The 23896-nt window shown below is 72.3% G+C and carries 16 protein-coding genes and 4 pseudogenes; 12 read left to right on the top strand and 8 right to left on the bottom strand.

The features are described from left to right. Positions 1-109: 109 nt before the first annotated feature. Together ACXKR8_RS21205 and ACXKR8_RS21200 are read right to left on the bottom strand one after the other, a co-directional pair. Entirely contained in the window at positions 110-1774 is a 1665-nt protein-coding gene (locus tag ACXKR8_RS21205) for a class I adenylate-forming enzyme family protein (protein ID WP_458274452.1), read from the bottom strand. Positions 1775-1842: 68 nt separating this feature from the next. Further along, complete coding sequence (locus tag ACXKR8_RS21200) at positions 1843-2502, bottom strand: isochorismatase family protein (RefSeq protein WP_458274451.1); 660 nt, start codon at positions 2500-2502, stop codon at positions 1843-1845. A gap of 128 nt (positions 2503-2630) precedes the next feature. On the opposite strand from ACXKR8_RS21200, the gene ACXKR8_RS21195 reads away from it, so the two are divergent. The 4 genes and pseudogenes from ACXKR8_RS21195 (at position 2631) to ACXKR8_RS21180 (ending at position 7283) form a co-directional block, all read left to right on the top strand. Next, positions 2631-3860, top strand: a complete 1230-nt coding sequence (locus tag ACXKR8_RS21195) for an amidohydrolase family protein (protein ID WP_458274450.1) — start codon at positions 2631-2633, stop codon at positions 3858-3860. Positions 3861-4229: 369 nt separating this feature from the next. Beyond that, positions 4230-5403 (top strand): annotated as a pseudogene (locus ACXKR8_RS21190) (acyl-CoA dehydrogenase family protein). A gap of 57 nt (positions 5404-5460) precedes the next feature. After that, a complete protein-coding gene (locus ACXKR8_RS21185) occupies positions 5461-6531 on the top strand; it encodes an acyl-CoA dehydrogenase family protein (RefSeq protein WP_462100620.1) in 1071 nt (356 codons plus the stop codon). Between the two features lie 278 nt (positions 6532-6809). Beyond that, positions 6810-7283 (top strand): ATP-binding protein, encoded by a 474-nt coding sequence (locus ACXKR8_RS21180; RefSeq protein ID WP_458274447.1) that lies wholly within the window; start codon positions 6810-6812, stop codon positions 7281-7283. Positions 7284-7317: 34 nt separating this feature from the next. On the opposite strand, the gene ACXKR8_RS21175 is transcribed toward ACXKR8_RS21180, so the two are convergent. Then, positions 7318-8412 carry a glycoside hydrolase domain-containing protein gene (locus tag ACXKR8_RS21175; protein ID WP_458274446.1) on the bottom strand — a complete coding sequence of 365 codons (1095 nt, stop codon included), beginning with the start codon at positions 8410-8412 and terminating at the stop codon, positions 7318-7320. Between the two features lie 193 nt (positions 8413-8605). On the opposite strand from ACXKR8_RS21175, the gene ACXKR8_RS21170 reads away from it, so the two are divergent. Continuing rightward, positions 8606-9604, top strand: a complete 999-nt coding sequence (locus ACXKR8_RS21170; protein WP_462100619.1) for a GDSL-type esterase/lipase family protein — start codon at positions 8606-8608, stop codon at positions 9602-9604. 469 nt (positions 9605-10073) lie between these two features. Here ACXKR8_RS21170 and ACXKR8_RS21165 read toward each other — a convergent pair. Continuing rightward, positions 10074-11008, bottom strand: a pseudogene (locus tag ACXKR8_RS21165) (cyclase family protein). Between the two features lie 114 nt (positions 11009-11122). Between ACXKR8_RS21165 and ACXKR8_RS21160 the strand changes: the two are divergent. From ACXKR8_RS21160 to ACXKR8_RS21140, 5 genes and pseudogenes are all read left to right on the top strand, one after another. Then, positions 11123-12053: pseudogene (locus ACXKR8_RS21160) on the top strand (SDR family oxidoreductase). Positions 12054-12072: 19 nt separating this feature from the next. After that, positions 12073-13245 carry an acyl-CoA dehydrogenase family protein gene (locus ACXKR8_RS21155; protein ID WP_458274442.1) on the top strand — a complete coding sequence of 391 codons (1173 nt, stop codon included), beginning with the start codon at positions 12073-12075 and terminating at the stop codon, positions 13243-13245. Next, positions 13242-14741 carry an aldehyde dehydrogenase family protein gene (locus ACXKR8_RS21150; RefSeq protein WP_458274441.1) on the top strand — a complete coding sequence of 500 codons (1500 nt, stop codon included), beginning with the start codon at positions 13242-13244 and terminating at the stop codon, positions 14739-14741. The genes ACXKR8_RS21155 and ACXKR8_RS21150 overlap by 4 nt, the downstream gene beginning before the upstream one ends. A 37-nt stretch (positions 14742-14778) precedes the next feature. After that, positions 14779-15855: a Zn-dependent alcohol dehydrogenase gene (locus ACXKR8_RS21145; protein WP_458274440.1), complete on the top strand. Its 1077-nt coding sequence runs from the start codon at positions 14779-14781 to the stop codon at positions 15853-15855. A gap of 83 nt (positions 15856-15938) precedes the next feature. Continuing rightward, complete coding sequence (locus ACXKR8_RS21140) at positions 15939-16778, top strand: NAD(P)H-binding protein (protein WP_458274439.1); 840 nt, start codon at positions 15939-15941, stop codon at positions 16776-16778. Positions 16779-16802: 24 nt separating this feature from the next. Here the strand turns inward: ACXKR8_RS21140 and ACXKR8_RS21135 are convergent. Then, positions 16803-17794 (bottom strand): annotated as a pseudogene (locus tag ACXKR8_RS21135) (GlxA family transcriptional regulator). Positions 17795-17882: 88 nt separating this feature from the next. Between ACXKR8_RS21135 and ACXKR8_RS21130 the strand changes: the two are divergent. Continuing rightward, positions 17883-19220, top strand: a complete 1338-nt coding sequence (locus ACXKR8_RS21130) for an MFS transporter (RefSeq protein ID WP_458274437.1) — start codon at positions 17883-17885, stop codon at positions 19218-19220. Between the two features lie 13 nt (positions 19221-19233). Here the strand turns inward: ACXKR8_RS21130 and ACXKR8_RS21125 are convergent, their stop codons facing one another. Continuing rightward, positions 19234-19866 (bottom strand): flavin reductase family protein, encoded by a 633-nt coding sequence (locus ACXKR8_RS21125; protein WP_458274436.1) that lies wholly within the window; start codon positions 19864-19866, stop codon positions 19234-19236. Positions 19867-20033: 167 nt separating this feature from the next. Between ACXKR8_RS21125 and ACXKR8_RS21120 the strand changes: the two genes are divergently transcribed. Beyond that, positions 20034-20825: a hypothetical protein gene (locus ACXKR8_RS21120; protein WP_458274435.1), complete on the top strand. Its 792-nt coding sequence runs from the start codon at positions 20034-20036 to the stop codon at positions 20823-20825. Positions 20826-20868: 43 nt separating this feature from the next. On the opposite strand, the gene ACXKR8_RS21115 is transcribed toward ACXKR8_RS21120, so the two are convergent. Together ACXKR8_RS21115 and ACXKR8_RS21110 are read right to left on the bottom strand one after the other, a co-directional pair. Next, complete coding sequence (locus tag ACXKR8_RS21115) at positions 20869-21687, bottom strand: enoyl-CoA hydratase/isomerase family protein (protein WP_458274434.1); 819 nt, start codon at positions 21685-21687, stop codon at positions 20869-20871. Further along, complete coding sequence (locus tag ACXKR8_RS21110) at positions 21684-23837, bottom strand: acetate--CoA ligase family protein (RefSeq protein ID WP_458274433.1); 2154 nt, start codon at positions 23835-23837, stop codon at positions 21684-21686. Before ACXKR8_RS21110 ends, ACXKR8_RS21115 begins: the two co-directional genes overlap by 4 nt. Between the last annotated feature and the right edge of the window lie 59 nt (positions 23838-23896).

The following is a 23896-nucleotide window of genomic DNA, read 5'->3' as shown; positions in this document are numbered from 1 at the left end:
AGCCCGGGTGATGGCTTCACATCCGAGCCTACCTGTGAGCTTTCTGGGAGCCTCATACCAATGGATGAGCGACCCCTGGCCGGACGGCGGGGGGCGGGTCAGGGTTCTCTCAGGGCAGTGTGCGGGAACCGCCGCGGGCCGGGTCCTGCCACGGCAGCACCGCGAACAGCGCGCGCAGCTCGTGCTTCAGCACCTTGCGCAGGGTCTCGTTGCGCGGCAGCGCGTCCACGATCTCCAGCTGCTCCGGGATCTTCTGCGCCATCAGCCCCGCCGCCCGCAGCCGTGCCGCGATCTCCGCCAGCGTCGGCGGCTCCACCCCCGGCTTCCGCTCGACCACCGCGCACACCCGCTCGCCGCGCACCGGGTCCGGCAGCCCGATCACCGCGACCGCCCCGACCCGGGGGTCCTGGTAGAGCAGGTCCTCGATCTCCTTGGCGGAGATGTTCTCGCCCTTGCGGATGATGATGTCCTTGAGCCGCCCGGTCAGCACCACATGGCCGTCCTCGCGGACGTGCCCCAGGTCGCCGGTGTGCAGCCAGGGCAGCAGCCCGGCCGAGTCGGCGTCCACGGTGAAGCACTCCCGGGTGAGTTCGGGGTCGGTGTAGCCCCGGCAGACCATCGGGCCGCGCAGCCACACCTCGCCGTCCTCCCCGGTCTCCGCCTCGGCGCCGTCGGCGGTGCGGACGATCCGCACCTCGACCCCGGTGACCGGATGCCCCTCGGTGTGGGCGAGTTGGTCCGGGGTGTCGCTGGGCGAGCCCATGCAGATGGCGGGCACCTCGGTCATCCCGTACCCGTGCGCCAGCACGCAGCCCAGCTCGTCCCGCACCTCCCGGTACATCTCCGGCGGACGCGGCGCGCCGCCGCCGGAGATCACCCGCAGGCTGGGCAGCAGCCGCTCGCCCGGCGGGCGCTTGCGCTGCTCGGCCAGGAAGGCGGCGTAGAAGGCGGTGCTGCCGCCGGCCATGGTGACCTGCTGCCGGGCGTACGCGGGCAGCGAGTCGGGCAGCGCGAACACCTCCACCAGCAGCGCCGGGAAGCCGTGCACCAGCATGGTGACCAGGTAGTCCGGGCCGCCGATGTGGGCATAGGGGAAGGCGATCGAGCCGACGTCCGCAGGCCCCATCCCCAGCGCGTCGGCCATGCCGACGCCGCCGGCTATCAGCGTCCGGTCGGTGTGCAGCGCGCCCTTGGCGGTGCCGGTGCTGCCCGAGGTGTAGTAGACCCAGCGGATCGGCGCCCGCTTGTCGGACAGATCGGTCCGCGGCGGCGCGGGCAGCGCGTCCACGTCCCCTTGGGGCAGGTCTTCGGCGTCGTACAGCACCAGGACGCGCGGGGGCGTCGGCAGCCCGGCGGCCAGCTTCTGGGCGAAGGCGAGGTAGTCGAACCCGCGCCACTCACCGGGGACGAGATACAGCTCGGGGCGCGCCTCCTGCAGGATCTGGGCGACCTCGGAGCCCCGGTAGATCGCGATGACGGGCGTCTGCACCGCGCCCAGCCGGGCCAGCGCCAGCGAGACCACCACCGTCTCCACCCGGGTCGGCAGCTGCCAGGCGACCCTGGTCCCCTCGCCGACGCCGTACCGCTGGTGCAGCCCGGCGGCGGTCCGCAGGGCCAGGTCGCGGACCTGGCGGAAGCTCAGCACCCGGTCCTGCCCGCTCGCGGCGTCGACCTCCTGGATCAGCATCGGCGCGTCCGGGGTCTCGGCGACCCGGCGCTCCAGCAGCTCCCAGAAGGTACGGGCATCGGCTACGGTGCTGGTGCTGGTGGTCATGGCGGCCTCCCCTGATATCTGACTAGTCGTCAGATCTGGATCGAGGCTACCGATCGGCGTCCTCCGACTCAAGAGTCGGCGCCGGACCAGCGCCGTACCACCCGCTCGGTCACGGTCACCGTCGTCACCAGGGCGAGGGTGTGCGTCAGCACCGCCTCCGCGTACTCGGCCGGGGTGCCCGCCACCGCGTCGCGCGGCAGCACCACCTGGAAGCCCGCGTCCACCGCGCCGAAGGCCAGCTCCAGCAGGGCGACGTTCAGTGACACCCCGACGCAGACCAGCGTCCGCGCGCCGAGGTTGCGCAGCACCGAGGCCAGTCCGGTGTCCTGGAACGGGCCGAGCCCGTGCAGTCGCGGCAGCACCAGATCCGCCCCCAGGTCCGCCCCGATGCCCGGGTGCAGCCCGGCCGCCGCCGACCCCGGCGCGAGCGCGGCCCCCGGCTTCAGCGCGGCGACCTTCGCCGCCGCCGCGAACAGCCGGGCGTTGGCGTTCGCCCCCCGCCCGTCCGCGCGCCGCAGCGCGGTGCAGTGCAGCACCGGGACGCCCGCGCTCCGGGCCGCCGCCGACAACTCCCGGATCTGTCCGACCAGATCCGCCTTCTCGGCGACGGCGGCCAGCTCGGGGAAGACGGCGTCCGGGCCGAGCACCCCGTTCTGGCACTCGCAGGTCACCAGCGCGGTGTGCACGGGGTCGAGCAGTGCGTCCAGTCGTTCGTCGGCTGTCGTCACGGTGGCTCCTCCGGGTCGGTTCGGGCTCACTCCTCCGGGCGCTTGCCGCCCAGCGCATGCCTCACTAGTCTCAATCTGACGGATCGTCAGGTAAAGGGTTCGGGCAGCCGGACCTCGGAGGGAGACCTATGGACAACCCCGAGCCGGTCACTGCTGACAACCTCCCCAGGGTGGTCAGCGTGGACGACCATGTGATCGAACCCGCCCATCTCTTCGACACCTGGCTGCCCGCCAAGTACCGCGACCGGGGCCCCCGGCCGCTCCGGGCCGGCATCGGCCAACTGGCTTACGTCGCGGGGAAGTACCAGATCACCATGGACCCGGACGGTCCGCCGACCGACTGGTGGATCTACGAGGACCTGAAGTTCCCGTACAAGCGCAACATCGCCGCCGTCGGCTTCGACCGCGACGAGATGACCCTCGAAGGCATCACCCGCGAGGAGATGCGGCGTGGCTGCTGGGACCCCAAGGCCCGCCTCGACGACATGGACAACAACCACGTCGAGGCCTCGCTCTGCTTCCCCACCTTCCCCCGCTTCTGCGGCCAGACCTTCGCCGAGGCGCACGACAAGGAGGTGGCGCTGGCCTGCGTCCGCGCCTACAACGACTGGATGGTGGAGGAGTGGTGCGGCGACAGCGGCGGCCGGCTGATCCCGCTCTGCCTGATCCCGCTCTGGGACGTCGACCTGGCCGTCGCCGAGATCAAGCGGAACGCGGCACGGGGGGTACGGGCGGTCTGCTTCAGCGAGATCCCCACCTACCTCGGGCTGCCGTCGATCCACAGCGGCTACTGGGACCCCTTCTTCGCCGTCTGCGCGGAGACCGGGACCGTCGTCTGCATGCACATCGGCTCCTCCTCGCAGATGCCGGCCGCCTCGCCCGACGCGCCGCCGGCGGTGCAGGCGACGCTGAGCTTCAACAACGCGATGGCGTCGATGACGGACTTTCTGTTCTCCGGCGTGCTGGTGAAGTTCCCGACCCTGAAACTCGCCTACAGCGAGGGCCAGATGGGCTGGATCCCGTACGCCCTGGAGCGCGCCGACGACGTCTGGCGCGAGCACCGCGCCTGGGGCGGCGTGCGGGACATCATCCCGGAGCCGCCGTCGACGTACTACTACCGCCAGATCTTCGCCTGCTTCTTCCGCGACAAGCACGGGGTCGCTTCGCTGGAACAGGTGGGGGTCGACAACGTCACCTTCGAGACCGACTACCCGCACGTCGACTCCACGTGGCCGGAGACGAAGGCGGTGGCCCTGGACCATGTGGCGGGGCTGCCGCTGGACGTGGTCTACAAGATCATGCGGGGGAACGCGATCCGGATGCTGGATCTGGATCTGGATCTGGATCTGGATCGGTAGGTGGTGGGGGTTCGGGTTACGGCTCGCGCCACGCCGGTGGGGTCGGCCTTCGCCGTAACGGCGGCCCGCGCGCCGTCTCGCGTCTCCGACGCAAAGCAGCCAACTGCGCCGAGGGGGTGCGGGGCGGGGCGCCGTTCCCGGGCGGCGGCGAGGCGGGGGCGGCTCTGGGCGGTGGCGGGCTGGCGCAGCACCACCGCCGCCCCGCAGGAAAGGGACGGCGCTCGGCCCCGCCCTGCTCCCGCGTAGTTGGCCGCTTTGCGTCGGAGACGCGAGACGGCGCAACAGCCGCTGGTACGGCGAAGGCCGACCCCACCCGCGCAGCGAAAGCTTTGACCTTGAGCCCCAGAGACGAGACCAGGAGCCGGCCGTATGGACCTACGTGACACCCCCGCCGAGGCGGCCTTTCGGCGTGGTCTGCGTGAGTGGCTGGCCAAGGCGTTGCCTGACCTGCCCCCGCCCCCCGACCCCGCCGACTGGCCCGGTCGTCGGGCCTACGACACCGCCTGGCAGCGGCGGTTGTCCGACGCCGGGTACGCCGGGGTGCACTGGCCGCGCGAGGCGGGGGGCCAGGGGGCGACGCCGGTCGAGCACCTGATCTACCTGGAGGAGACCGAGCGAGCCGGCGCCCCGTACGTGGGGGCGAACTTCGTCGGGCTGCTGCACGCCGGGCCGACCATCGCCGCCGAGGGCACGCCGGAGCAGCGGCGGCGCTGGCTGCCGCCGATCCTCAGCGGCGCGGAGGTGTGGTGCCAGGGGTTCAGCGAGCCCGGGGCCGGCTCCGACCTGGCCGCGCTGCGCACCCGGGCCGTGCGGGACGGGGACGAGTACGTCGTCAGCGGCAGCAAGCTGTGGACCTCGCACGCCCGAAGTCGCCGACTGGTGCGAGCTGCTGGTCCGCACGGACCCCGAGGCGCCCAAGCACCGGGGCATCAGCTGGCTGGTGCTGCCGATGGACGCGCCGGGGGTGACGGTCCGTCCGCTGCGGACGCTGATGGGGACAGCGGAGTTCGCCGAGCTGTTCCTGGACGAGGTGCGGATTCCGGTCGCCAACCGGGTCGGGGCGGAGAACGACGGCTGGCGGGTGACCATGGTGACCCTCTCGTTCGAGCGCGGGACCGCGTTCGCGGGCGAGGTGGTGGGCTGCCGCCGCTCGCTGGCGGCGCTGGCGCGGCTGGCGCAGGGCAACGGCGCGTGGGACGAGCCGGGGGTGCGGCGGAGCATTGGGCTGCTGGCGGCGCGGTTCGGGGCGCTGTGGCGGCTGGTGCAGTGGAACGTGTCGGAGGCCCAGGGCGGCGGGGTGCCCGGCCCGGGGGCCTCGGTGTTCAAGCTCCGCTTCTCCGAGGCGCGGCAGGAGCTGTACGACCTGGCGGCCGAGGTGCTGGGCCCGGGCGCGCTGGTCCTGGACGAGGAGGCCTCCGGCGCTGAGGGCTGGACGGCGCAGCGGCTGCAGGGCCTCTCCTACACCATCGCGGCGGGGACGTCGCAGATCCAGCGGAACATCGTGGCGCAGCGGGTGCTGGGGTTGCCGAAATCGGACAAGTAGCTTGACGAATTGCGGAGAGGGAGAGGGAGAGGGGGCGGCGGGCTGATGGACTTTCGGTTGACTCAGGATCAGGTGGAGCTGCGGGACGGGCTGCGGGCGCTGTTGGCGGGACGGTTCGGGGCGGAGCAGCTGCGCGCCGCTGCCAAAGGGCCGGCCGAAGGGCCGGTGGACGGGGTGTGGGAGGCGCTCACCGAGGCAGGGCTGTTCGCTCTGCGGCGACCGATCGCAGACGGGGGCCTCGGTCTCGGGATGGCGGAGGCGGTGCTCGCGTTCGAGGAGCTGGGACGGGCTTTGGTCCCAGGCCCGCTGGTGGCGACGGAGCTTGCGGCGGTGCACGCCGCAGAAGCCGCGGAAACCCGCACGGGCCGCGCCGGGGTGGTGCGGGTGCCTGCGTCCGTGTCCGCACCACCCCGCGGGCCGGTGCTGGTGGAGCGGCTGCCGTCGCTGAGCGTGCTGCTGGTGCTGGACGCCGAGGCCGGGGAGGTCCGGACGGTGGATCCTCGGCAGGTGACGGCCCGGCAGGTCCGGTCTCTCGACCCGCTCACCCCGCTCTGGGAGCTCACCGCCCCGCTGCCGCGCGGGGAGTTGCTGCCCGGCGTCGATCCGGAGGTGCTCTGGGCCGAGGGGACGTTGCTGACGGCCGCGCTCCAGGTCGGCCTGGCCACGCGGGCGGTGGAGTCGGCGGTGGCCTATGCCGCGCAGCGCGAGCAGTTCGGACGTCCGATCGGGGCGTTCCAGGCGGTGCAGCATCTGTGCGCGGAGATGCTGGCGCGGGTGGAGCCGGCCCGGGCCGCGGTCCGGGCCGCCGCACTGTCCGCAACCTTCCCAACCTCCCCAACCACCCCGCTGCTCGACGCCGTCGAGGTCGCCGGGGCGAAGCTGCTCGCGGACGAGGCGGCGGTGCGCGGCGCGCGGGACTGCCTTCAGGTCCACGGGGAATGGGGTTCACCTGGGAGGCTGACGTCCATCTGCTGCTCAAACGCGCCTGGCTGCTGGAGCGTATGTTCGCGGGAAGTGCCGAATGTGCTGAGAAAGTGGCATCCGGGCTGCTCAGCAGCATGGCAGAGACGTACGTCGGACACTTGTCGTAAGGGTGGTTCTGGCGGGGCGTCCGCAGGGTTCCCATGATCCGGCCACGGTTCGGTTACGCTCGCGGAGTGCGCACGCATCGGACAGCAGGGCCTGCAGTCTGCTCAGTCGCGGCACAAGCTGCGACAAAACAGAGGGCCGGGGCAGTATGCACCGTGGGGTGGTCCCCGTGTTGGAATATGCCCGAAGCGCTTGCTGGAATCGGTGCGGACGAAACATCCTGGAACAGATGCGCATGGGTGCGCTCTCTGCGCTGTCCGCGATGTCGGACAGTTCCGAAGGCGCAGCTGATCCCGCAAGTACGGGTGGTGTGAGCGGTGCAGGTGCTTCAGTTGCAGATCGCCGTCGAGGCGGACCCGGCCGAGGTCGGGCGTGCCCGGAGATGGGCCAGGTCACGTCTGTCCGGCTGCGGGTACGACCCGGAGGCCTCGTTGTCCGAGGCGCTGGTGCTGGTCGTCTCCGAGCTGGTCACCAATGCGGTGGTGCACACCGGCCACAGCGCTGTGCTGCGGCTGCAGTTCCCGGTCGGCCCCGGCGCGGAGCAGTATCCGGTGCGGGTCGAGGTCGCCGATGCCAGCGACCGGCCGCCGAAGCCGAGGCACGCGCCCGGCGAGGCGACCAACGGGCGCGGCCTGGAGCTGGTGGAGAACCTCTGCGAGCGCTGGGGCTGGTTCCCCGACGGCGGCGGCAAGCGGGTCTGGTGCGAGATCGAGCGCGAGCCGCGTGAGCAGGCCGTCCCGCTGCTGGACGAGGAGACGGCGCGGACGCTCCATCAGCTCCTCGTCGGCTGAACGGCAACCTGAGTCAGCACACAGCCAGCACCTGTCAGACGATCGCGACCGGGCCGTCCCAGGCGTCGTGGTCCACGGTGACGCTCGCGCCGCCGAAGGTCTCCTTGAAGTTCACCGCGTACTGGTGGCCCCTGCGGTGCCCGGACCACAGGCTGCTCGGCCACGGGAAGCCGGTGGTCGTGTTGGCGTTGTTGTCGTAGCGGGCGTACCAGAAAGCGTCCGGCAGGTCGGCCTTCCCGGCCGACTTCGCCGTGGCGACGGCGGCGGCGCTGGACTGGCTGAAGCCGTAGAACCCGGCCCAGTAGCCCTTGCTGTGGGCGGCCCGGTCCCAGGCCTGGACGTAGCTCAGCACGGACGCCACGCAGGACGTGTTGCTGATGTCGTACGACTCCATGTCCAGGTAGATCGCGCTCCCGGCGCGCATCCCCAGCGCGGACGCCTTGGCGGCGGCGTCGGCGCCGTCGGTGGTGCCGAGCGAGGTGGCGTTGGCGGCGCTGATCCGCTCCGGGTTGCCGCCGGTCTGGCACGGCGGCTGGGCGCCCACATAGAGCGGGATCAGCTTCCAGCCGGCCGAGCTGACCGAGTGCACCCAGGAGTTGGTGAGCTGGGGCTGCGAGCAGCCGCGGTTCTTGCCGCCGATGTAGACCGCCGCCGCGCCGTACGGGGAGCTCTTGCGCCAGGCGGTCATGGTGGCGAGCTTGGGCGCGGAGCAGGCGTCGAACGCCTTGCCGGTGAAGACGGCCGGCGCGTGCGCGGGCAGCGGGACGCTCTTCGCCGGCGTGACGGGAATCGGCACCGTGTGTTTGGCGCCGGCACTGCTGCCGGCCTGGGCACTGGCGCTGCTGGAGGAGGAGGCGGAGGCGGAGCCGCTCGCACCGGCCTGGGCCGACGCCGTCCCTGACGCCCCAGACGCTCCCGACCCCGCGGACGCCGACGCGCCGGCGGAGGCCGAGGCGTCGCCCGGGCTCTGCAGCGGATCGGCGCTGACGATCAGTCGGGCCTTGCCGGAGTCGCCTCCGCCCGAGGTCGCGGCCACGGCGACAGCCGCGCCGCCGCCGAGGAGGACCACGGCGCTGAGGGTGAGCACGCCGTAGCGGCGGCGCTGGTTGGGGCGACGGCGGTTCGACACGTGATCCTCGGGGAGTGATGGAGGCAATGGGTAAGACTGTCATGAGAGATGATCGCAGGCCGCGCCGGGATGCTGTGAACCGGGCAGGTGGCTGGGTGTGAACGGGCAGGCAGCGGCAGGCAACTGGGCGTCGATGGGGGGCTGAATGTCCGTGACACCGCCCGCTCCTGGATCCCGTTGGGGTCCGGCGGAGTTGGAGCAGGCGCTGGTCGGCATGGTGGACGTCCAGCGCACGCCCGGCGCGGTGCAGCCGTGGCGGCTGCCGTTCGCCGACGTCGAGTTGTACCACCCGCAGCTCGTGGTCCCGGCGATGTGCCCAAGCGGGGTGCGGCTGCGGCTGGTGACGGCCTCGCGACGGCTGTGGTTGGACGCGGAACCGGCGCTGCCGACGTCAATTCCAGGGACTGCGCCCGCGCCACTCTTCCCCTCGATCTGCGAACTGCTGCTGGACGGCCAGTCGTTCGCCACAGCCGAGCTGAGTCAGGACGGGGTGGGCTTCGACCACCTCCCGGGCAGAGAGAAGCAGGTCGAGCTGTGGCTGCCGACCCTCCCCGGGATCCGGCTCCGCGGTCTGCGCGCGCTGGACGGGGCGGCCCTGCTCCCGGCCCCGCCAGACCGCCGTCCGCGCTGGCTGGTGCACGGCAGCAGCATCACCCACGGGCACGGGGCCGACCCGGCGCAGACCTGGCCTGCGGTGGCGGCACGGCTGCTCGGCCGCAGTGTGACCAACCTCGGCTATGCCGGAGCCTGCCTGCTGGACCCCCTGGTGGCGCGGATGATTGCCGAGCTGCCGATCGATCACATCACCCTCAAAATCGGTATAAACGTACACAATACCGCTGGCCTGCGAGAACGTACGTTCGCACCGGTACTGCATGGATTCCTGGCAACGATCCGGTCACGGCGACCCCGCGTCCCGATAGCACTTCTCGGCCCGGTGTTCGGCGGGGAGCGCGAGAAATCGACGGTCGCCTGCCGCCGCGCGGCCGACGGAAGCGGTCTCGACGTCGAGGGGGATCTGACCCTGGAGCAGATACGAGGGATTGCCGAAGGAGTGGTGGATGTTCTGCGCAGGCGCGGTGACAGGGCTCTGACCTGGGCAGATGGCCGCGATCTCTTTTTGGACCGGCGGACGCAGGGGCGGGCGGGCTCAGCGACGGGCTGCATCCGGACCCGCCGTACCAGCGGGTGATGGGCGAGCGTTATGCCGCGGCTGCGCGGCGCACGGAGGGGCTCTGAGCGAGGCATGGGGAATGCGCCATCGCCGAGTGGATCAGTCGTCCGAAAGCGTACGCAACGAATCCGAATTCCGGGTAACCCATTGACGTGACGTGTCTGCCTGATCACGCTTGGACGCAGCGATTCGTTGCGAGGGGACGTCGAGGGCGGCCGCGGGCCTAGCCAAGCCTGCCTGTCCTTGGCGAGTGCGGATCGCATCGACGCTGGTCAGGGCCCATGCGTCGAGGCAGGGTGGCGGGTCTCCGTGTCGAGCTCGAGGCGAACACGGCGTCCCGCCACCAGGTCTTTCCGGCAGGCCGGCAGAGGCCGCCCGAAGGCTCGTGTGCGATCACGAACTCCCTTGTCGTCCGGGTGGGTTGTGGCGAGTTGTCCAGACCGGTCGGCCGAATTGACTACTACGTCGGCTACTTCGCCGACTTCGGCTACTTCACCGCGATGGGCGCCACCGGCGCGCCGACTCCGCCGGTGAACGGTTCCGGCGGGGCCGACAGCAGGAACTCGTAGACCCCGTCCTCGGCGCAGTCGGCCGCCAGTGCCTCCAGGTTCCAGTTCTGGCCCTGCAGCATCCCCATCTCCACCAGGTCCAGGGCGTGCACCGGCAGGTACAGCCCGTCCACCTCGGGCGGGAAGATCTCAAAGGTCAGCGTGTCATTGGCGACGGCCGCCACGTCCCTGGCGTGGAACCACTCCGGCGTCCGCAGCGACAGGCCGGGGACGGGAAGGCGTAGGCGTCCCGGTCGCCGCCCAGGTAGAGCTGGATCTGCCCGGTGCGCACCAGCACCACGTCCCCGGCCCGTACGGTGGTCCTGGCCAGTTCCTGGGCCGCCTCCAGGTCCTCCGGGGTCACCGGGTGGTTGCCGGGCAGCCGGGCCAGGCCCCGGGCCCGGGCGACGTCCAGCAGGACGCCCCGGCTGACCAGCGGGGGCGCCTTCTCCATGCCGCTGAAGAGCGCGCCCTCGTGCGGGGTGATGCTGGCGGCGGGGCGGTTGTTCCAGATCCGTCCGCCGTGGCTGACATGGCCGAGGCCGTCCCAGTGCGTGGCTGCCTGCAGCCCCATGGTCACCACGTCGTCGCTGGTGGCGATGGCGCCGGGGCCGAACATCTCCCAGTTCAGCGCGGTCATGGTGTGCAGCGGGTTGACCCGTCCGGGGATCAGCCCGGTCTGCACCCCGTACTGCTGCAGCGGCAGCGCCAGCGCGAAGCGGCGGCCGGTGCGGACGGTCGCGGCGGCGGCGCGGACCACCTCGGGGGTGATCAGGTTGAGCGTGCCGATCTCGTCCTCGGCGCCCCAGCGGCCCCAGTTGTTGACGCGTTTGGCGATGTCGCGGAACTCGTCGAAATCGGTGAGTGCGGGCACGGTCGGCCTCCCGGACGGGTGTGAATGAGATCTGACGGGCACTCAGGTCTGTTGCCGCACCCGTCTCGTACCTAGAATCTAACGGTCCGTCAGATTCTTGAGGAGGGCTGCGACGTGGGCGAGTTCCTGCACGGCAAAGTGATCGCGGTGACCGGCGCGGGGCGCGGCATCGGACGAGCCGTCGCGCTGGCCTGCGCCGCCGAGGGCGCCAGGGTCGTGGTCAACGACTACGGCGTGGGCATGGACGGCGCCGACCCCACCAGCGAGGTGGCCGAGGGCGTGGTCAAGGAGATCCAGGCAGCTGGGGGAGAAGGCGTAGCGGTCGCCGACGACGTGTCCACCATGGCGGCGGGCGAGCGCATCGTCCGGACCGCGGTGGAGACGTACGGCCGGCTGGACGGGGTGGTCTGCGTGGCCGGGATCCTGCGCGAGCGGATGCTCTTCAACATGACCGAGGAGGAGTGGGACCCGGTCATCGCCACCCACCTCAAGGGCACCTTCACCGTCTTCCGGGCCGCCTCCGCACTGATGCGCCGTCAGGGCAGCGGCACCCTGATCGGCTTCACCAGCGGCAACCACACCGGCAGCGTGAGCCAGCCCAACTACAGCGCGGCCAAGGGCGGCATCATCTCGCTGGTCCGCAGCGCGGCGCTGGGCCTGCACAAGTACGGGGTCACCGCCAACTGCGTGGCCCCGGTGGCCAGGACCAGGATGTCGGCCAACGTCCCGATGGAACTGACCGAGATCGGCGAGCCGGAGGACGTGGCCGCCCTGGTCGTCTATCTGCTCTCGGACCAGGCCGCCGGGATCACCGGGCAGGTCTACACCGTCGCCGGGCCGAAGATCGCGGTCTGGGCCCAGCCGCGCGAAACTGCGCGCCGTGCACGCGGAAAGTGCTACGTCGGACGGCAGCGGCCCGGTCTGGACGCCGCAGCGGATCGCCGCCGTGCTGCCGGGCTCGGTCGGCACCGACCCGATGCCGATGCTGGCCCAGCTCGACGCCATGGCGGCAGCCGCCGCCGCCAAACAGCGCCCCAACGCCTGAGGGGCGGTCGGCACCCACCATGGACTTCTCCTTCAGCGCCGAGGACGAGGCATTCCGGGCCCGGGCCCGCGGTTGGCTCACCGAGCGCCTCGCCGACGGCCGTCCCTTCGCCGATCTGCGCACCCCCGAGGGCTTCGTCCCGGACCGCCGCCGGGCCTGGGAGCGTGAGCTGGGCAGCGGCGGCTGGATCGGCCTGGGCTGGTGCGAGCACCCGCTGACCAGCCAGATCATCTGGGCCGAGGAGTACGCCAGGGCCGCTGCCCCGGCGCCCATCGGCATCGTCGGCGAGCACCTGCTCGCCCCCACCCTGCTGCGCCACGCCACCGAGGAGCAGCGCGCCCGCTTCCTGCCGGGGATCGCCGGCGGCGAGGTGATCTGGTGCCAGGGCTACAGCGAACCCGGCGCGGGCTCCGACCTCGCCGCCGTCCGCACCACCGCCGAGCGGACGGCCGACGGGGAGGCCTGGCTGATCAACGGTCAGAAGACCTGGACCTCGCTCTCGCAGTGGGCCGACTGGTGCTTCGTGCTGGCCCGCACCGAGCCCGGCTCGCAGCGGCACCACGGCCTCAGTCTGCTGCTGCTGCCGATGGACCAGCCCGGACGGATCGAGGTCCGCCCGATCCGGCAGCTGGACGGGGAGTCCGAGTTCAGCGAGGTCTTCTTCGACAACGCCCGCGCCGACGCCGCGCACGTCCTGGGCGAGGTCGGCCAGGGCTGGCGGGTGGCCATGGACCTGCTGTCCTTCGAGCGCGGGGTCGGGATGCTGGGCCGGCAGATCGGCTACACCCGGGAGCTGGACGCGGTGCTGGCCTCGGCCGCCGCCTCGGGGGCGGAGCAGGATCCGGTGCTCCGTGAACGCCTCACCCGGCAGTGGGCCGAGCTGCATGTGATGCGCTGCAACGCGCTGCGCACTCTCGGCACGGCCGAGCCCGGCACCGCCGCGGTGGCGAAGCTGGTCTGGGGCGGCTGGCACCAGCGGCTCGGCGAGCTGGCCGTCCAGGTGCTCGGCCCGGACGGGGCGCTGGCCGGCGGCGGCGCGCACGACCCGGACGGGTACCCGCTGCTCGCCGCGCAGCACAGCATGCTCTTCTCCCGCGCCGACACCATCTACGGCGGCAGCGACCAGATCCAGCGCAACCTCATCGCCGAGCGCGTCCTCGGCCTGCCCCGCGAGCAGAAGGCAGCACAATGACCACCCAGTCGCAAGAATCCGCATCGCACCGGCTGTTCGTCAACGGCGAGTGGCGCGAGGGCGGCGACGGCAGCTATCCCGTCGTCAACCCGGCCACCGAGCAGGTCGTCGGCCACGCCCCGGAGGCCTCGGCCGCCGACGTCGCGGACGCCGTCGCCGCCGCCAGGGAGGCGTTCGAGGGCTGGTCCCGCACCAGCGCGGTGGAGCGCGCGGCCGTGCTGAACCGGATCGCGGACGCGCTGCTGGCCCGTAGCGAGGAGTTCGTGCCGCTGCTCCAGGCCGAGACCGGGGCGACGATCCGGGTGGCCTCGTCGATGCAGGTCCCGGTCGCCGCCGAGCGGTTCCGTCGTTATGCCCGGGGCGCGCTCGAAGCCACCGTCAGCTCCCTGGCCCCCTACCCGGTGGCGGCCACGCCGCTGGCGGCCGGGGGGCTGACCAGCGCGGCGGCGGTGCGGCGTCCGGTGGGGGTGGTGGGCTGCATCACCTCCTACAACTTCCCGATCGTCAACCTGGCCGGCAAGCTCGCGCCCGCTCTGGCGATGGGCAACACCGTGGTCGCCAAACCGGCTCCGCAGGACCCCTTGGGGTGCCTCAAGCTGGGCGAGGTCTTCCAGGACGCGGGGGCGCCCCCCGGGATCTTCAATGTGGTCACCGGCTCCGGGGCGGCGACCGGGGCCGCGCTGGTGGCCTCGGCCGAGGTCGACATGATCAGCTTCACCGGCTCCACCACGGTCGGCCGCCGGATCGCCGCCGACGGCGGGCCCACCATGAAGCGGATGCTGATGGAGCTGGGCGGCAAGGGCGCCGGCCTTGTGCTGGAGGACGCCGATCTGCGCAGCGCCGTTGCCGCCATCGGCTCGGCCTGGTCCTTCCACTCCGGCCAGATCTGCACCGCCCCCACCCGCGCCCTGGTGCACGAGTCCCGCTACGAGGAGGTCGTCGCCGGGCTGGCCCGCTACGCCGCCGCGCTGGCGGTCGGCGATCCGCTGCTGCCGACCACCGTGGTCGGCCCGGTGATCACCGCGCTGCACCGGGACCGGGTCGAGGCCTACATCGCGGGCGCGGTCGCCGAAGGGGCCCGGCTGGTGGCCGGCGGGACCAGGAAGGAGCACGCGGCCGACAGCCAGGATCTGCCCGGCACCGGCTTCTATGTCGCGCCGACCCTGCTCGCCGACGTCACCCCGACGATGACCATCGCCAGGGAGGAGGTCTTCGGCCCGGTGGTCGTGGTGATCCCGTTCCGGGACGAGGAGGAGGCCGTCGCCATCGCCAACTCCACCGACTTCGGCCTCTACGACTATGTCTTCTCCGCCGACACCGCCCGCGCCTACGCCCTGGCCGGCCGGCTGCGCACCGGCAATGTCGGCATCAACACCGCGCAGCGCCACCCGGAGACCCCGTTCGGCGGCTTCAAGCAGAGCGGCATCGGCCGGGACGGCGGCTCGTACGGCCTGAGCGCGTACAGCGAGCTGCAGGCCCTGGTCTGGCAGTCCTGACCTTCCGTCACCTTCGTTTCTACCTAGGGATGCAGATATGAAAGGCGTCATCTTCGACGGCAAGGAAGCCCAGGTCGTCGACGACCTGGAGGTACGCGACCCGGGTGTCGGCGAGATCCTGGTCCGGATCGCGGCGGCCGGGCTGTGCCACAGCGACCTGTCCGTGATCGACGGCACCATCCCCTTCCCGGTCCCGGTGGTCCTCGGCCACGAGGGCGCGGGGACGGTCGAGGCGGTCGGCCCCGGCGTGGTCCACGTCCAGCCGGGGGACCATGTCGCCCTGTCCACCCTCGCCAACTGCGGGACCTGCGCCGAGTGCGGGCGCGGGCGGCCGACCATGTGCCGCAAGGCCATCGGCTTCCCGGGCAAGCCCTTCATCCGCAGCTCGCAGCCCGACGTCCCGCTCTACAACTTCGCCTCCACCTCGGTCTTCGCCGAACGCACGGTGGTGAAGGCGGTCCAGGCGGTCCGGATCGACCCGTCGATCCCCTTCACCTCGGCCGCCCTGATCGGCTGCGGTGTGCTGACCGGGGTCGGCGCGGCGCTGAACCGGGCCAGGGTCGGCCTCGGCGACACCGTCGCGGTGATCGGCTGCGGCGGCATCGGGCTGAACGTCATCCAGGGCGCGCGGCTGGCCGGGGCCTCCAGGATCATCGCGGTGGACGCGGTCGCCGAGAAGGAGGCGATGGCCCGGACCTTCGGCGCCACCGACTTCATCGACGCGCGGGCGGTGGACTCCACCGTGGACGCGGTGAAGGCGCTGCTGCCGGAGGGCGTCGACCACGCCTTCGAGTGCGTCGGCGCGACGGCGCTGGTGCGCCAGGCCGTCGACCTGCTCAACCGGCACGGCCAGGCCGTGCTGCTGGGAATGACCCGCCCGGAGGCGGAGGCGTCCTTCCGTCCGGCCGAGATGTTCCTGGACAAGTCCATCCTCGGCTGCCGCTACGGGTCCTCCCGGCCCCTGGTCGACATCGCCCTCTACGCGGACCTCTACCGGAGCGGCCGGCTGCTGCTGGACGAGCTGGTGACGGCCACCTACCCGATCGACGCCTTCGACGCGGCAGCGGAGGCCACGCACAGCGGCGGCGTGGCCCGGGCGGTGCTGGTGTTCTGACGCTGTCGGACAGTTGACTCTCCCTCACCCGTAGGCTCGTCCGCGTACTGGTTCGAGCAGGCAGTCAACGAGGGAGCCTCATCGTGATTCTGGTAACCGGAGCGACCGGCAATGTCGGACGCAACGTGGTGCGCGAGCTGCTGGCGGACGGACAGCAGGTGCGGGCGCTGACCCGGAACCCCGAGCAGGCCGGGCTGCCGGCCGGGGTCGAGGTGGTGCGCGGGGATCTGACCGACCCGGCCACGCTGCCGGCCGCCCTGGCCGGGGTGCGGGCGGCCTTTCTCTTTCCCACGCCCGGCGCCGCGCCCGGCTTCCTCGCGGCGGCGAAGCAGGCCTGGGTGGCGCGGGTGGTGCTGCTCTCCTCCGCGTCGGTGCAGGACGGGGTCGAGGAGCAGCCGGACGTCCTCGCGCAGTGGCACGGCGAGATCGAGCAGGCGGTCCGGGCCTCCGGTCTGGAGTGGACGATCCTGCGTCCGGGTGCCTTCGCGGTCAACGCGCTGCAGTGGGCCGGGCAGCTCAAGGGCGGCGAGGTGATCCGCGGCGCCTATGCCGAGGCGCAGATGGCGCCGATCCATGAGGCGGACATCGCCGCCGTGGCCGCGGTCGCGCTGGTGCAGGACGGCCACGCCGGTGCGGTGCACGAGCTGAGCGGGCCCCAGTCGCTGTCGCACGCCCAGCAGGCGGCCACGGTCGGCGAGGTGCTCGGCCGCCCGGTGAGCTACCAGGAGCTGCCGCCCGAGGTGGTGCGGGAGCAGATGCTGAGCTTCCACGTCCCCGAGCCGGTGATCGACGCGCTGTTCACCCAGTGGTCGGAGTCGCTCGACGGCCCGGTCGCGGTCAGCGGCGCGGTCGAGAAGCTGACCGGCCGTCCCGGCCGCACCTTCGCCGAGTGGGTCGGCGACCACCGGGCCGACTTCGCGTAGCGGTGTCCTGGTTGGCGGCCCGGTTCAGCTCGCCTCGCGGAAGGTGCGGCGGTAGGCGCTGGGGGCGACGCCCAGGGTGTCGCGCAGGTGCTGGCGCATGGACGCCGCCGTCCCGAAGCCGACCTGACGGGCGATCCGGTCCACCGTCAGATCGCTGCCCTCCAGCAGTTGCCGGGCCTGGTGCGCGCGTTGGCGGACCAGCCACTGGCCGGGGCTGAGCCCGGTCTCGTCGCGGAAGCGGCGGGTGAAGGTGCGCACGCTCATCCCGGCGTGGTCGGCCAGGTCGCGCAGCGCCAGCGGCTCGCCGAGCCGTTGCAGCGCCCAGGCCCGGGCCGGGGCGGTGCCGTCGGCGCCGGGGTCGGGGACGGGCAGGTCGATGTACTGGGCCTGCCCGCCCTCGCGCCACGGCGGGACGATGCAGCGGCGGGCGACCAGGTTGGCGATGCCGGAGCCGTGGTCCCGCCGCACGATGTGCATGCAGAGGTCCACCCCGGCGGCGACCCCGCCCGAGGTCAGCACGTCGCCGTCGTCGACGAACAGCACGTCCGGGTCCAGCCGCACCTGGGGGAACAGCCTGCGGAACTGGTCGGTGTAGCTCCAGTGCGTGGTCGCGGGCCGACCGTCCAGCAGCCCGGCCGCGGCGAGCACGAAGGCGCCGGTGCAGATGGACACCAGCCGGGTCCCGGGCCGGATCAGCGCCAGCGCGGCGCCGATCTCGGCCGGGAGGCGTCCTTCGGCCAGGGTCGGCACCAGGTTGCGGCTGGCCGGGATGACCACGGTGTCGACGTCCCCGAGCAGTTCGGGGCCGTGCTCGACGGCGATCCGGAAGTCGGCGCTGGTCTGCACCGGGGCGCCGTCCAGGGTGCAGGTCATGACCTGGTAGAGCGGGGCGTCGCCGGGGAGGTGGGCCGACTCCAGGATCCTGGAGGGGTGGCCAGCTCGAAGGCGATCACCCCGGGCAGCGCGAGGACCGCGACGCGGTGCGGTGCGGGGTGCGGACGGGGGAGTGCGGGCATGCCACTACTGTGCGCCGTGGCCCGATCCTTGCGCAAGCTGTCCTTCCGGCCACTCGCCGGAGTGTAGGAGCAGCGTAAGAATCATCGGGTGACTGAACAGCAGACTCATCCCACCTCCGTACGTGTAGCCCTTTCCGGTCCCCGAGCCCCGGGCCTGCACTACGCCTGGGTCATCGCCGCGGTCTGCCTGCTGGTGCTGGTCGGCGCGGCCGGGTTCCGGTCCACCCCGGCGCTGCTGATGGAGCCGCTGAACACCGAGTTCGGCTGGTCGCACGGGATCATCTCCTCCGCGGTCTCGCTGAACATGCTGCTCAACGGCCTGACCGCGCCGTTCGCCGCCGCGCTGATGGACCGCTTCGGGATCCGCCGGGTGGCGGCCTCCGCGCTGCTGCTGATGGCGCTGGGCAGCGGTGCCACGGTGTTCATGACCCAGTCCTGGCAGATGGTGCTCTGCTGGGGCGTCCTGGTCGGCGTCGGCAGCGGCTCGATGGCGCTGGCGTTCACCGCGACCATCACAGGGCGCTGGTTCCTGGCCCGGCGCGGGCTGGTCACCGGGGTGCTGACGGCGGCCAGCGCGGCCGGGAACCTGGTCTTCCTGCCGGTGCTGGCCTGGCTGATCAGCGACTACGGCTGGCGCAGCGCCTCGATCACGGTCGGCTGCTGCTCGCTCGCGGTGGTCCCGATCGTGCTGCTGCTGATGCGCGAGTACCCCGCCGACCTGGGGCTGCTCCCGTACGGGGCGACCGAGCCGGTGGAGCCGGCCGCCTCGGCGGCCGGTGCGTCCGGTGCGGGCAAGGGGCTGCGGGCGCTGCGGGTGCTCCGCACCGCGTCCGGGACCCGGCCGTTCTGGCTGCTGGCCGGATCCTTCGCGATCTGCGGCGCCACCACCAACGGCCTGGTCGGGACCCACTTCATCCCGGCGGCGGGCGACCACGGCATGGTGGAGACCACGGCGGCCGGACTGCTGGCGCTGGTCGGGGTGTTCGACGTGGTGGGCACGGTCTTCTCGGGCTGGCTGACCGACCGGCTGGACTCCCGCAAGCTGCTCGGCGTCTACTACCTGCTGCGCGGTGCCTCGCTGCTGTTCCTGCCCGCGCTGTTCGCCCGCACGGTGCACCCCAGCATGGTCATCTTCATCATCTTCTACGGCCTGGACTGGGTCGCCACCGTCCCGCCGACGATCGCCCTCTGCCGGCAGTGGTTCGGCGAGGACGCCCCGATCGTCTTCGGTTGGGTCTTCTGCGGCCACCAGGTGGGCGCCGCCGCGGTGGCCCTCGGCGCGGGCCTGGTCCGCGACCAGCTCGGCAGCTACGACGCCGCCTGGTACGGCGCGGGCGCCCTCTGCGTCATCGCCGCGAGCTGCGCCCTGCTGCTCCGCGCCAAGCCCCCGGCGGTGCCGCAGGCGCGGCAGCTCGCCACCGCGTGAGCCACCGCCAGCGCTACGGCGTCAGTGCACCGAAGCCGCCGCGGTAGAACAGCAGCGGCCCGGTCCCGGCCCGTTCCTCGGAGACCGAGAGGTCGCAGACCCGGCCCAGCACGATCAGGTGGTCGCCGCCGATGTGGACGGCGTGGATGGTGCAGTCGATCCAGGCCAGCGCCCCGGCGATCCGGGGCGAGCCGGTGCCGGGGGAGGGGGCCCAGTCCACGTCCGCGAACTTGTCCGCGCCGCTGGCGCTGCTGACGGCGAAGGCACGGCACAGCTCGCCCTGGTCGGCGGCCAGGACGTTGACGCAGAAGCGGCCCGCGTGCGCGATCCGGGGCCAGGAGGCCGAGGTCCGCGCGACGTTGAAGCTCACCAGCGGGGGTTCCAGGGACAGCGAGGAGAAGGACTGGCAGGCGAAGCCGGCCGGGCTGCCGCCCTCCGCCACGGCGCTGATCACGGTCACCCCGGTGCAGAAGTGGCCGAGCACGGTACGGAGCAGGCGTGGGTCGGTGACGGCGCTCGGCAGCCGCTCGTCCGGGCCCACCGCGCGCAGCGGGGGCGGGGCGAGCGGAAGGGCTGACGGTTCCGGTGCTGGTGCCGCGGTCCGCAGATAGCGGACGGCGGCCACCGCCATGCCTTCGTGGCCCATCGGTACCTCGCAGGGTGTGGGTGACACCCGGGCGTGCCGGGTCCGCCTTCCATTAAACCTGACGGTACGTCAGATCGGAAGGGAATGAGATTTCCCCTTGACGCGGATGATCAGTGCTTGCGTACTCTTGCGGCTCGGCTCTGGGGAGAGCCCAGGGAGTGGGAACCATGAACGAGCAGCTCAGGCGCTGGATTCTGATCACGGGTGCGGCTGCGGGCGCAGTCGGCCTGATGAACTCCTGGCAGATCTACGAGCTGTGGCAGATGAGCGGCTCGAACGGATACGGCGGCGGCCCGCAGTCGAACCGCTGGACACTGATGGGCGAGGGTCTGCTGTGGCCGCTGGGAGAGACCCTGGCGGTCCCGCTCCTGCTCGCGCTGACCCTGCTGATCAGCCGCTTTCTGCTGCGCGGGCGGTTCCGTGTCGTCGTCGGCGGGCTCCTGCTGGCCCTCGCCGCGCTGGGCACCAGCTGGTTCACCTTCCACGGAGCCATCGAGAGCTATTCGGGGCTGGTGTTCGGCGCCGTGAACCTGGCGAACACCACCGCCCTCGGCCTGGCCGCCGGCTGCTGGATCCTGCGGGACCGGACCCCGCGGCCGGAGCGGGACCGGATATCGCCCGAAATCCTCGGTGTCTGGGACACCCCGGGCGGGGTCCTGGAGTTCGAGTCGGACGGCGTCTTCACCCTGACCTCCGCCCACGGCCGGGGCGGCAGCGAGGGTTCGATCACCGCCGGCCTGTGGGAGCCGCTGCCCGGCACCCGTCCGCGGATCGTGCTGAAGGTCGACGCCGACACCGCCCTCGGCCACGGCTGGCAGGCCACCGTCCTGGACCTGGACACCCACCCCTACGGCGCGGTGCTCCGGGCCGGCGCCGCCCAGTACCGCCGCCGCGAGGCCGAGGCGGTCCTGGAGCACTCCACCGGCTACATCGGCGCGGTAGAGGTCCTGGAGGGCTGAGCCGCGCGCATCCTGTTGTGCGCACCGTGACGTCACCAGGTCGCTAGCGTCCCTCGAAGCTCGGCGGGCGCCGTTCGACGAAGGCACGGACCCCCTCCGGGGCGTCCGCGGTGGTCATATTGATCTCCTGTGCGGTGGCCTCGGCCGCGAACGCGGTGGCCCGGTCGGACTCCAGTGAGGCGTTGACCAGCTGCTTGGTCATGGCCAGGGCCCGGGTCGGGCCCGCGGCCAGGCGTTCGGCCCACTCCTGGGCGGTCTTCTGCAGCTCCTCGGCCGGGACCACCCGGTTGACCAGCCCCAGTCGCTCCGCCTCAGCGGCCGACAGTGCGTCGCCGAAGAACATCAACTCCTTGGCCCGCTGCGGCCCGACCAGCCGCGGCAGCAGATACGCGCCGCCCCCGTCCGGCACCAGCCCGCGCCGGACGAAGGCCTCGACGAAGCTCGCACCCTCGGCCGCCAGCACCAGGTCGCAGGCCAGCGCCAGGTGCACGCCCACTCCGGCCGCCGTGCCGTTGACGGCGGCCAGCACCGGCTTCTCGCAGTCCAGCACCGCCGCGATCATTCGCTGGACGCCGCGCTGCAGCACCCGTGCGACGTCGCCGGGGACGCGCGGGCCGGCCGGGCCGCCGCCGGACGAGCGCAGATCCGCGCCGGAGCAGAAGCCCCGCCCCGCGCCGGTCAGCACCACCGCCCGGATCCCGGGGTCGGCGGAGGCCGCGTCCAGCTCGGCGATCAGCTGCTCCCGCATCTCCGCGGTGACCGCGTTGAGGGTCTCCGGCCGGTTGAGGGTCAGCCGGAGCACGGTGCTGCTGCCGCCATCCCGTTCGACCAGCAGCGGGGCACCCGCCTGCGGGGCGCTCATTTGCACACCGCCAGGGCGTCCAGCGCCACCACGCCCTTGCCGCGCTCCAGCACCATCAGCGGGTTGATGTCCAGCTCGGCCAGGTCGTCGCCCAGTTCCATCGCCATCCGCTGCACCCGCATCACCGCCTCCACCAGCGCGTCCACATCCATCGGCGGCCCGCCCCGCACCCCCTGCAGCAGCGGCCAGCAGCGCAGCTCCCGCAGCATGGTCCGGACGTCGGGACAGGAGAACGGGGGGACCCGGACCGCCGTGTCCGCCAGCACCTCGACGAAGATGCCGCCCATGCCGACCGTCACCGTGGGGCCGAAGGTCGGGTCCTGGTTGACGCCCAGCACCATCTCCACCCCCGCCTCGACCATCTGGCACACCAGCACGCCCTCCAGCCGCGGGATCCCGGCCGCCCGGGCGTTGTCGGTCAGGATCCGGAACGCCTCCCTGACCTGGCTGGCCGAGGTCAACCCGACCTGGACCAGGCCGAGTTCGGTCTTGTGGGCCACCTCGGGCGCCGAGCCCTTCAGCACCACCGGGTAGCCGACCACCCCGGCCGCCCGCACCGCGCCGGCCGCGCTGGTGACCAGTTGCTCGCGCGGCACCCGCAGGCCGTAGGCGCGCAGCAGCTGCTTCGCGGCGACCTCGCTGAGCTGCTGCCCCGGCCGCAGCACCCGCTGCGCCTTGGCCTTCCCGGCACAGGGGGCCTGCGGCGCCTGCTCGAAAGGGCTGCGGTAGGCGGCGCTGAAGCGGTGGTGCTCCAGATACGCGGCCACCGCGCCCACGCAGTTGCCGAAGGTACGGAAGGTGGCCACCCGGGAGGAGCCGAGCAGGGTCTCCCGGTACGCGGCCTCGGTGCCGACCGGCGACCCCCAGACCACGCAGACCAGTTTGTCGGTGGTCTCGGCCACCTCCACCAGGTCCTGCGCCAGCTTGTCGCTCATCGGCGGGAAGGGGCCGGTGATCGGGCAGATCAGCACCCCCACGGCCGGGTCGGCGAGGATCGCGTCCAGGATCTTCCGGCCGCGCCAGTCGCCCACCGGGTGGCCGCCGTTGTCGATCGGGTTGGCGACGCTGAGGTACTTCGGGATCCACTGGTGCAGCTCGGCCTGCTTGGCGTCCGAGAGTTGAGGCATCGTCAGACCGGCCGCCGAGGCCAGGTCGGCGAGGTGGGCGCCGGTTCCGCCGGAGATGGAGTACACCGCCACCCCGTCCGCCTGCGGCGGCTTGGCCCGGGCCAACAGGGCTGCGGTGTCCTGGAGTTCGTCCAGGCCGTCGACCCGGATCACCCCGAACTGCCGGAAGGCCGCGTCCACCACGTCGTCCGCGCCGGTCAGTTTGCCGGTGTGGGAGGCGGCCATCCGGGCCCCCTCCCTGGTCCGGCCGACCTTGACCGCGACCACCGGGACGCCGCGCCGGGCGGCGTGGTCGGCGGCGAGGAGGAAGGCGCGGCCGTCCTTGAGGCCCTCGATATAGGCGGCGATGGCCCCGACCTCGGGCTGGTCGGCGAACCAGCGGACGAAGTCGGCCACTTCGAGGTCGGCCTCGTTGCCGGTGGGGGCCCAGTGGCTGAGCCTGATGCCGATCTGCTGGAGCGAGAACAGCGGGCGGCCCTGGTGGCCGCTCTGGGTGATCAGGGCGATGGCGGGTCCGGTCAGGTCCTCGCGGAAGCGCTCGAAGGCGTTGAGGTTGGTGTTCGGCCCGAGCAGCCGCAGTCCGGTCGGGGCCTCGGCGATCAGTTGGGCCAGCCGCTGCTGGGCCGCCGCGCCGTCCGCGCCGGTCTCGGCGAAGCCCGAGGCGAAGGCCACCGCGAACTTCACCTTGGCCTCGATCAGCTGCGGGATCACCGGCTCGGGGTCGCTCAGCAGGATCACCGCGAGGTCGATCGACTCCCCGCCGGGGACCGGCACCGAGGCCAGGTCGGGGTAGCAGGGCTCCCCGTCCACCTCTGCCCGGCCGGGGTTCACCGGGTACATCCGCGCCCCGACCCTGGCCGCCCAGGCGGCCAGTTGGCGGGTGATCCCGGTGTTGGGCCGCCCCGGTGTGTCGGAGGCGCCGATCACCGCCACGGTCGCGGGGCGGAAGAAGGCGTCGAGGTCCACCGGGCGGCCGTGCACCGGCCGTCCGCTGACATCGGTCTCGTCCCCCGCGTCCAGCATGGCGAGCCTCCTTCATTAAATCTGACGTTCCATCAGATTACTGGCCGGAAGCTTGTGCT

The sequence above is a fragment of the Streptacidiphilus sp. PAMC 29251 genome, from assembly GCF_054208735.2.
Note: the sequence above shows the minus strand (reverse complement) of the source record. Positions and strands in the feature narration are given on the sequence as shown.

What these genes read in the sequence shown, in the direction of transcription:
- ACXKR8_RS21205 (WP_458274452.1), bottom strand. Translation starts at nt 1,774, where the DNA reads ATGACCACCAGCACCAGCACCGTAGCCGATGCCCGTACCTTCTGGGAG.
- ACXKR8_RS21195 (WP_458274450.1), top strand. Translation starts at nt 2,631, where the DNA reads ATGGACAACCCCGAGCCGGTCACTGCTGACAACCTCCCCAGGGTGGTC.
- ACXKR8_RS21155 (WP_458274442.1), top strand. Translation starts at nt 12,073, where the DNA reads ATGGACTTCTCCTTCAGCGCCGAGGACGAGGCATTCCGGGCCCGGGCC.
- ACXKR8_RS21150 (WP_458274441.1), top strand. Translation starts at nt 13,242, where the DNA reads ATGACCACCCAGTCGCAAGAATCCGCATCGCACCGGCTGTTCGTCAAC.
- ACXKR8_RS21145 (WP_458274440.1), top strand. Translation starts at nt 14,779, where the DNA reads ATGAAAGGCGTCATCTTCGACGGCAAGGAAGCCCAGGTCGTCGACGAC.
- ACXKR8_RS21125 (WP_458274436.1), bottom strand. Translation starts at nt 19,866, where the DNA reads ATGGGCCACGAAGGCATGGCGGTGGCCGCCGTCCGCTATCTGCGGACC.
- ACXKR8_RS21120 (WP_458274435.1), top strand. Translation starts at nt 20,034, where the DNA reads ATGAACGAGCAGCTCAGGCGCTGGATTCTGATCACGGGTGCGGCTGCG.
- ACXKR8_RS21115 (WP_458274434.1), bottom strand. Translation starts at nt 21,687, where the DNA reads ATGAGCGCCCCGCAGGCGGGTGCCCCGCTGCTGGTCGAACGGGATGGC.
- ACXKR8_RS21110 (WP_458274433.1), bottom strand. Translation starts at nt 23,837, where the DNA reads ATGCTGGACGCGGGGGACGAGACCGATGTCAGCGGACGGCCGGTGCAC.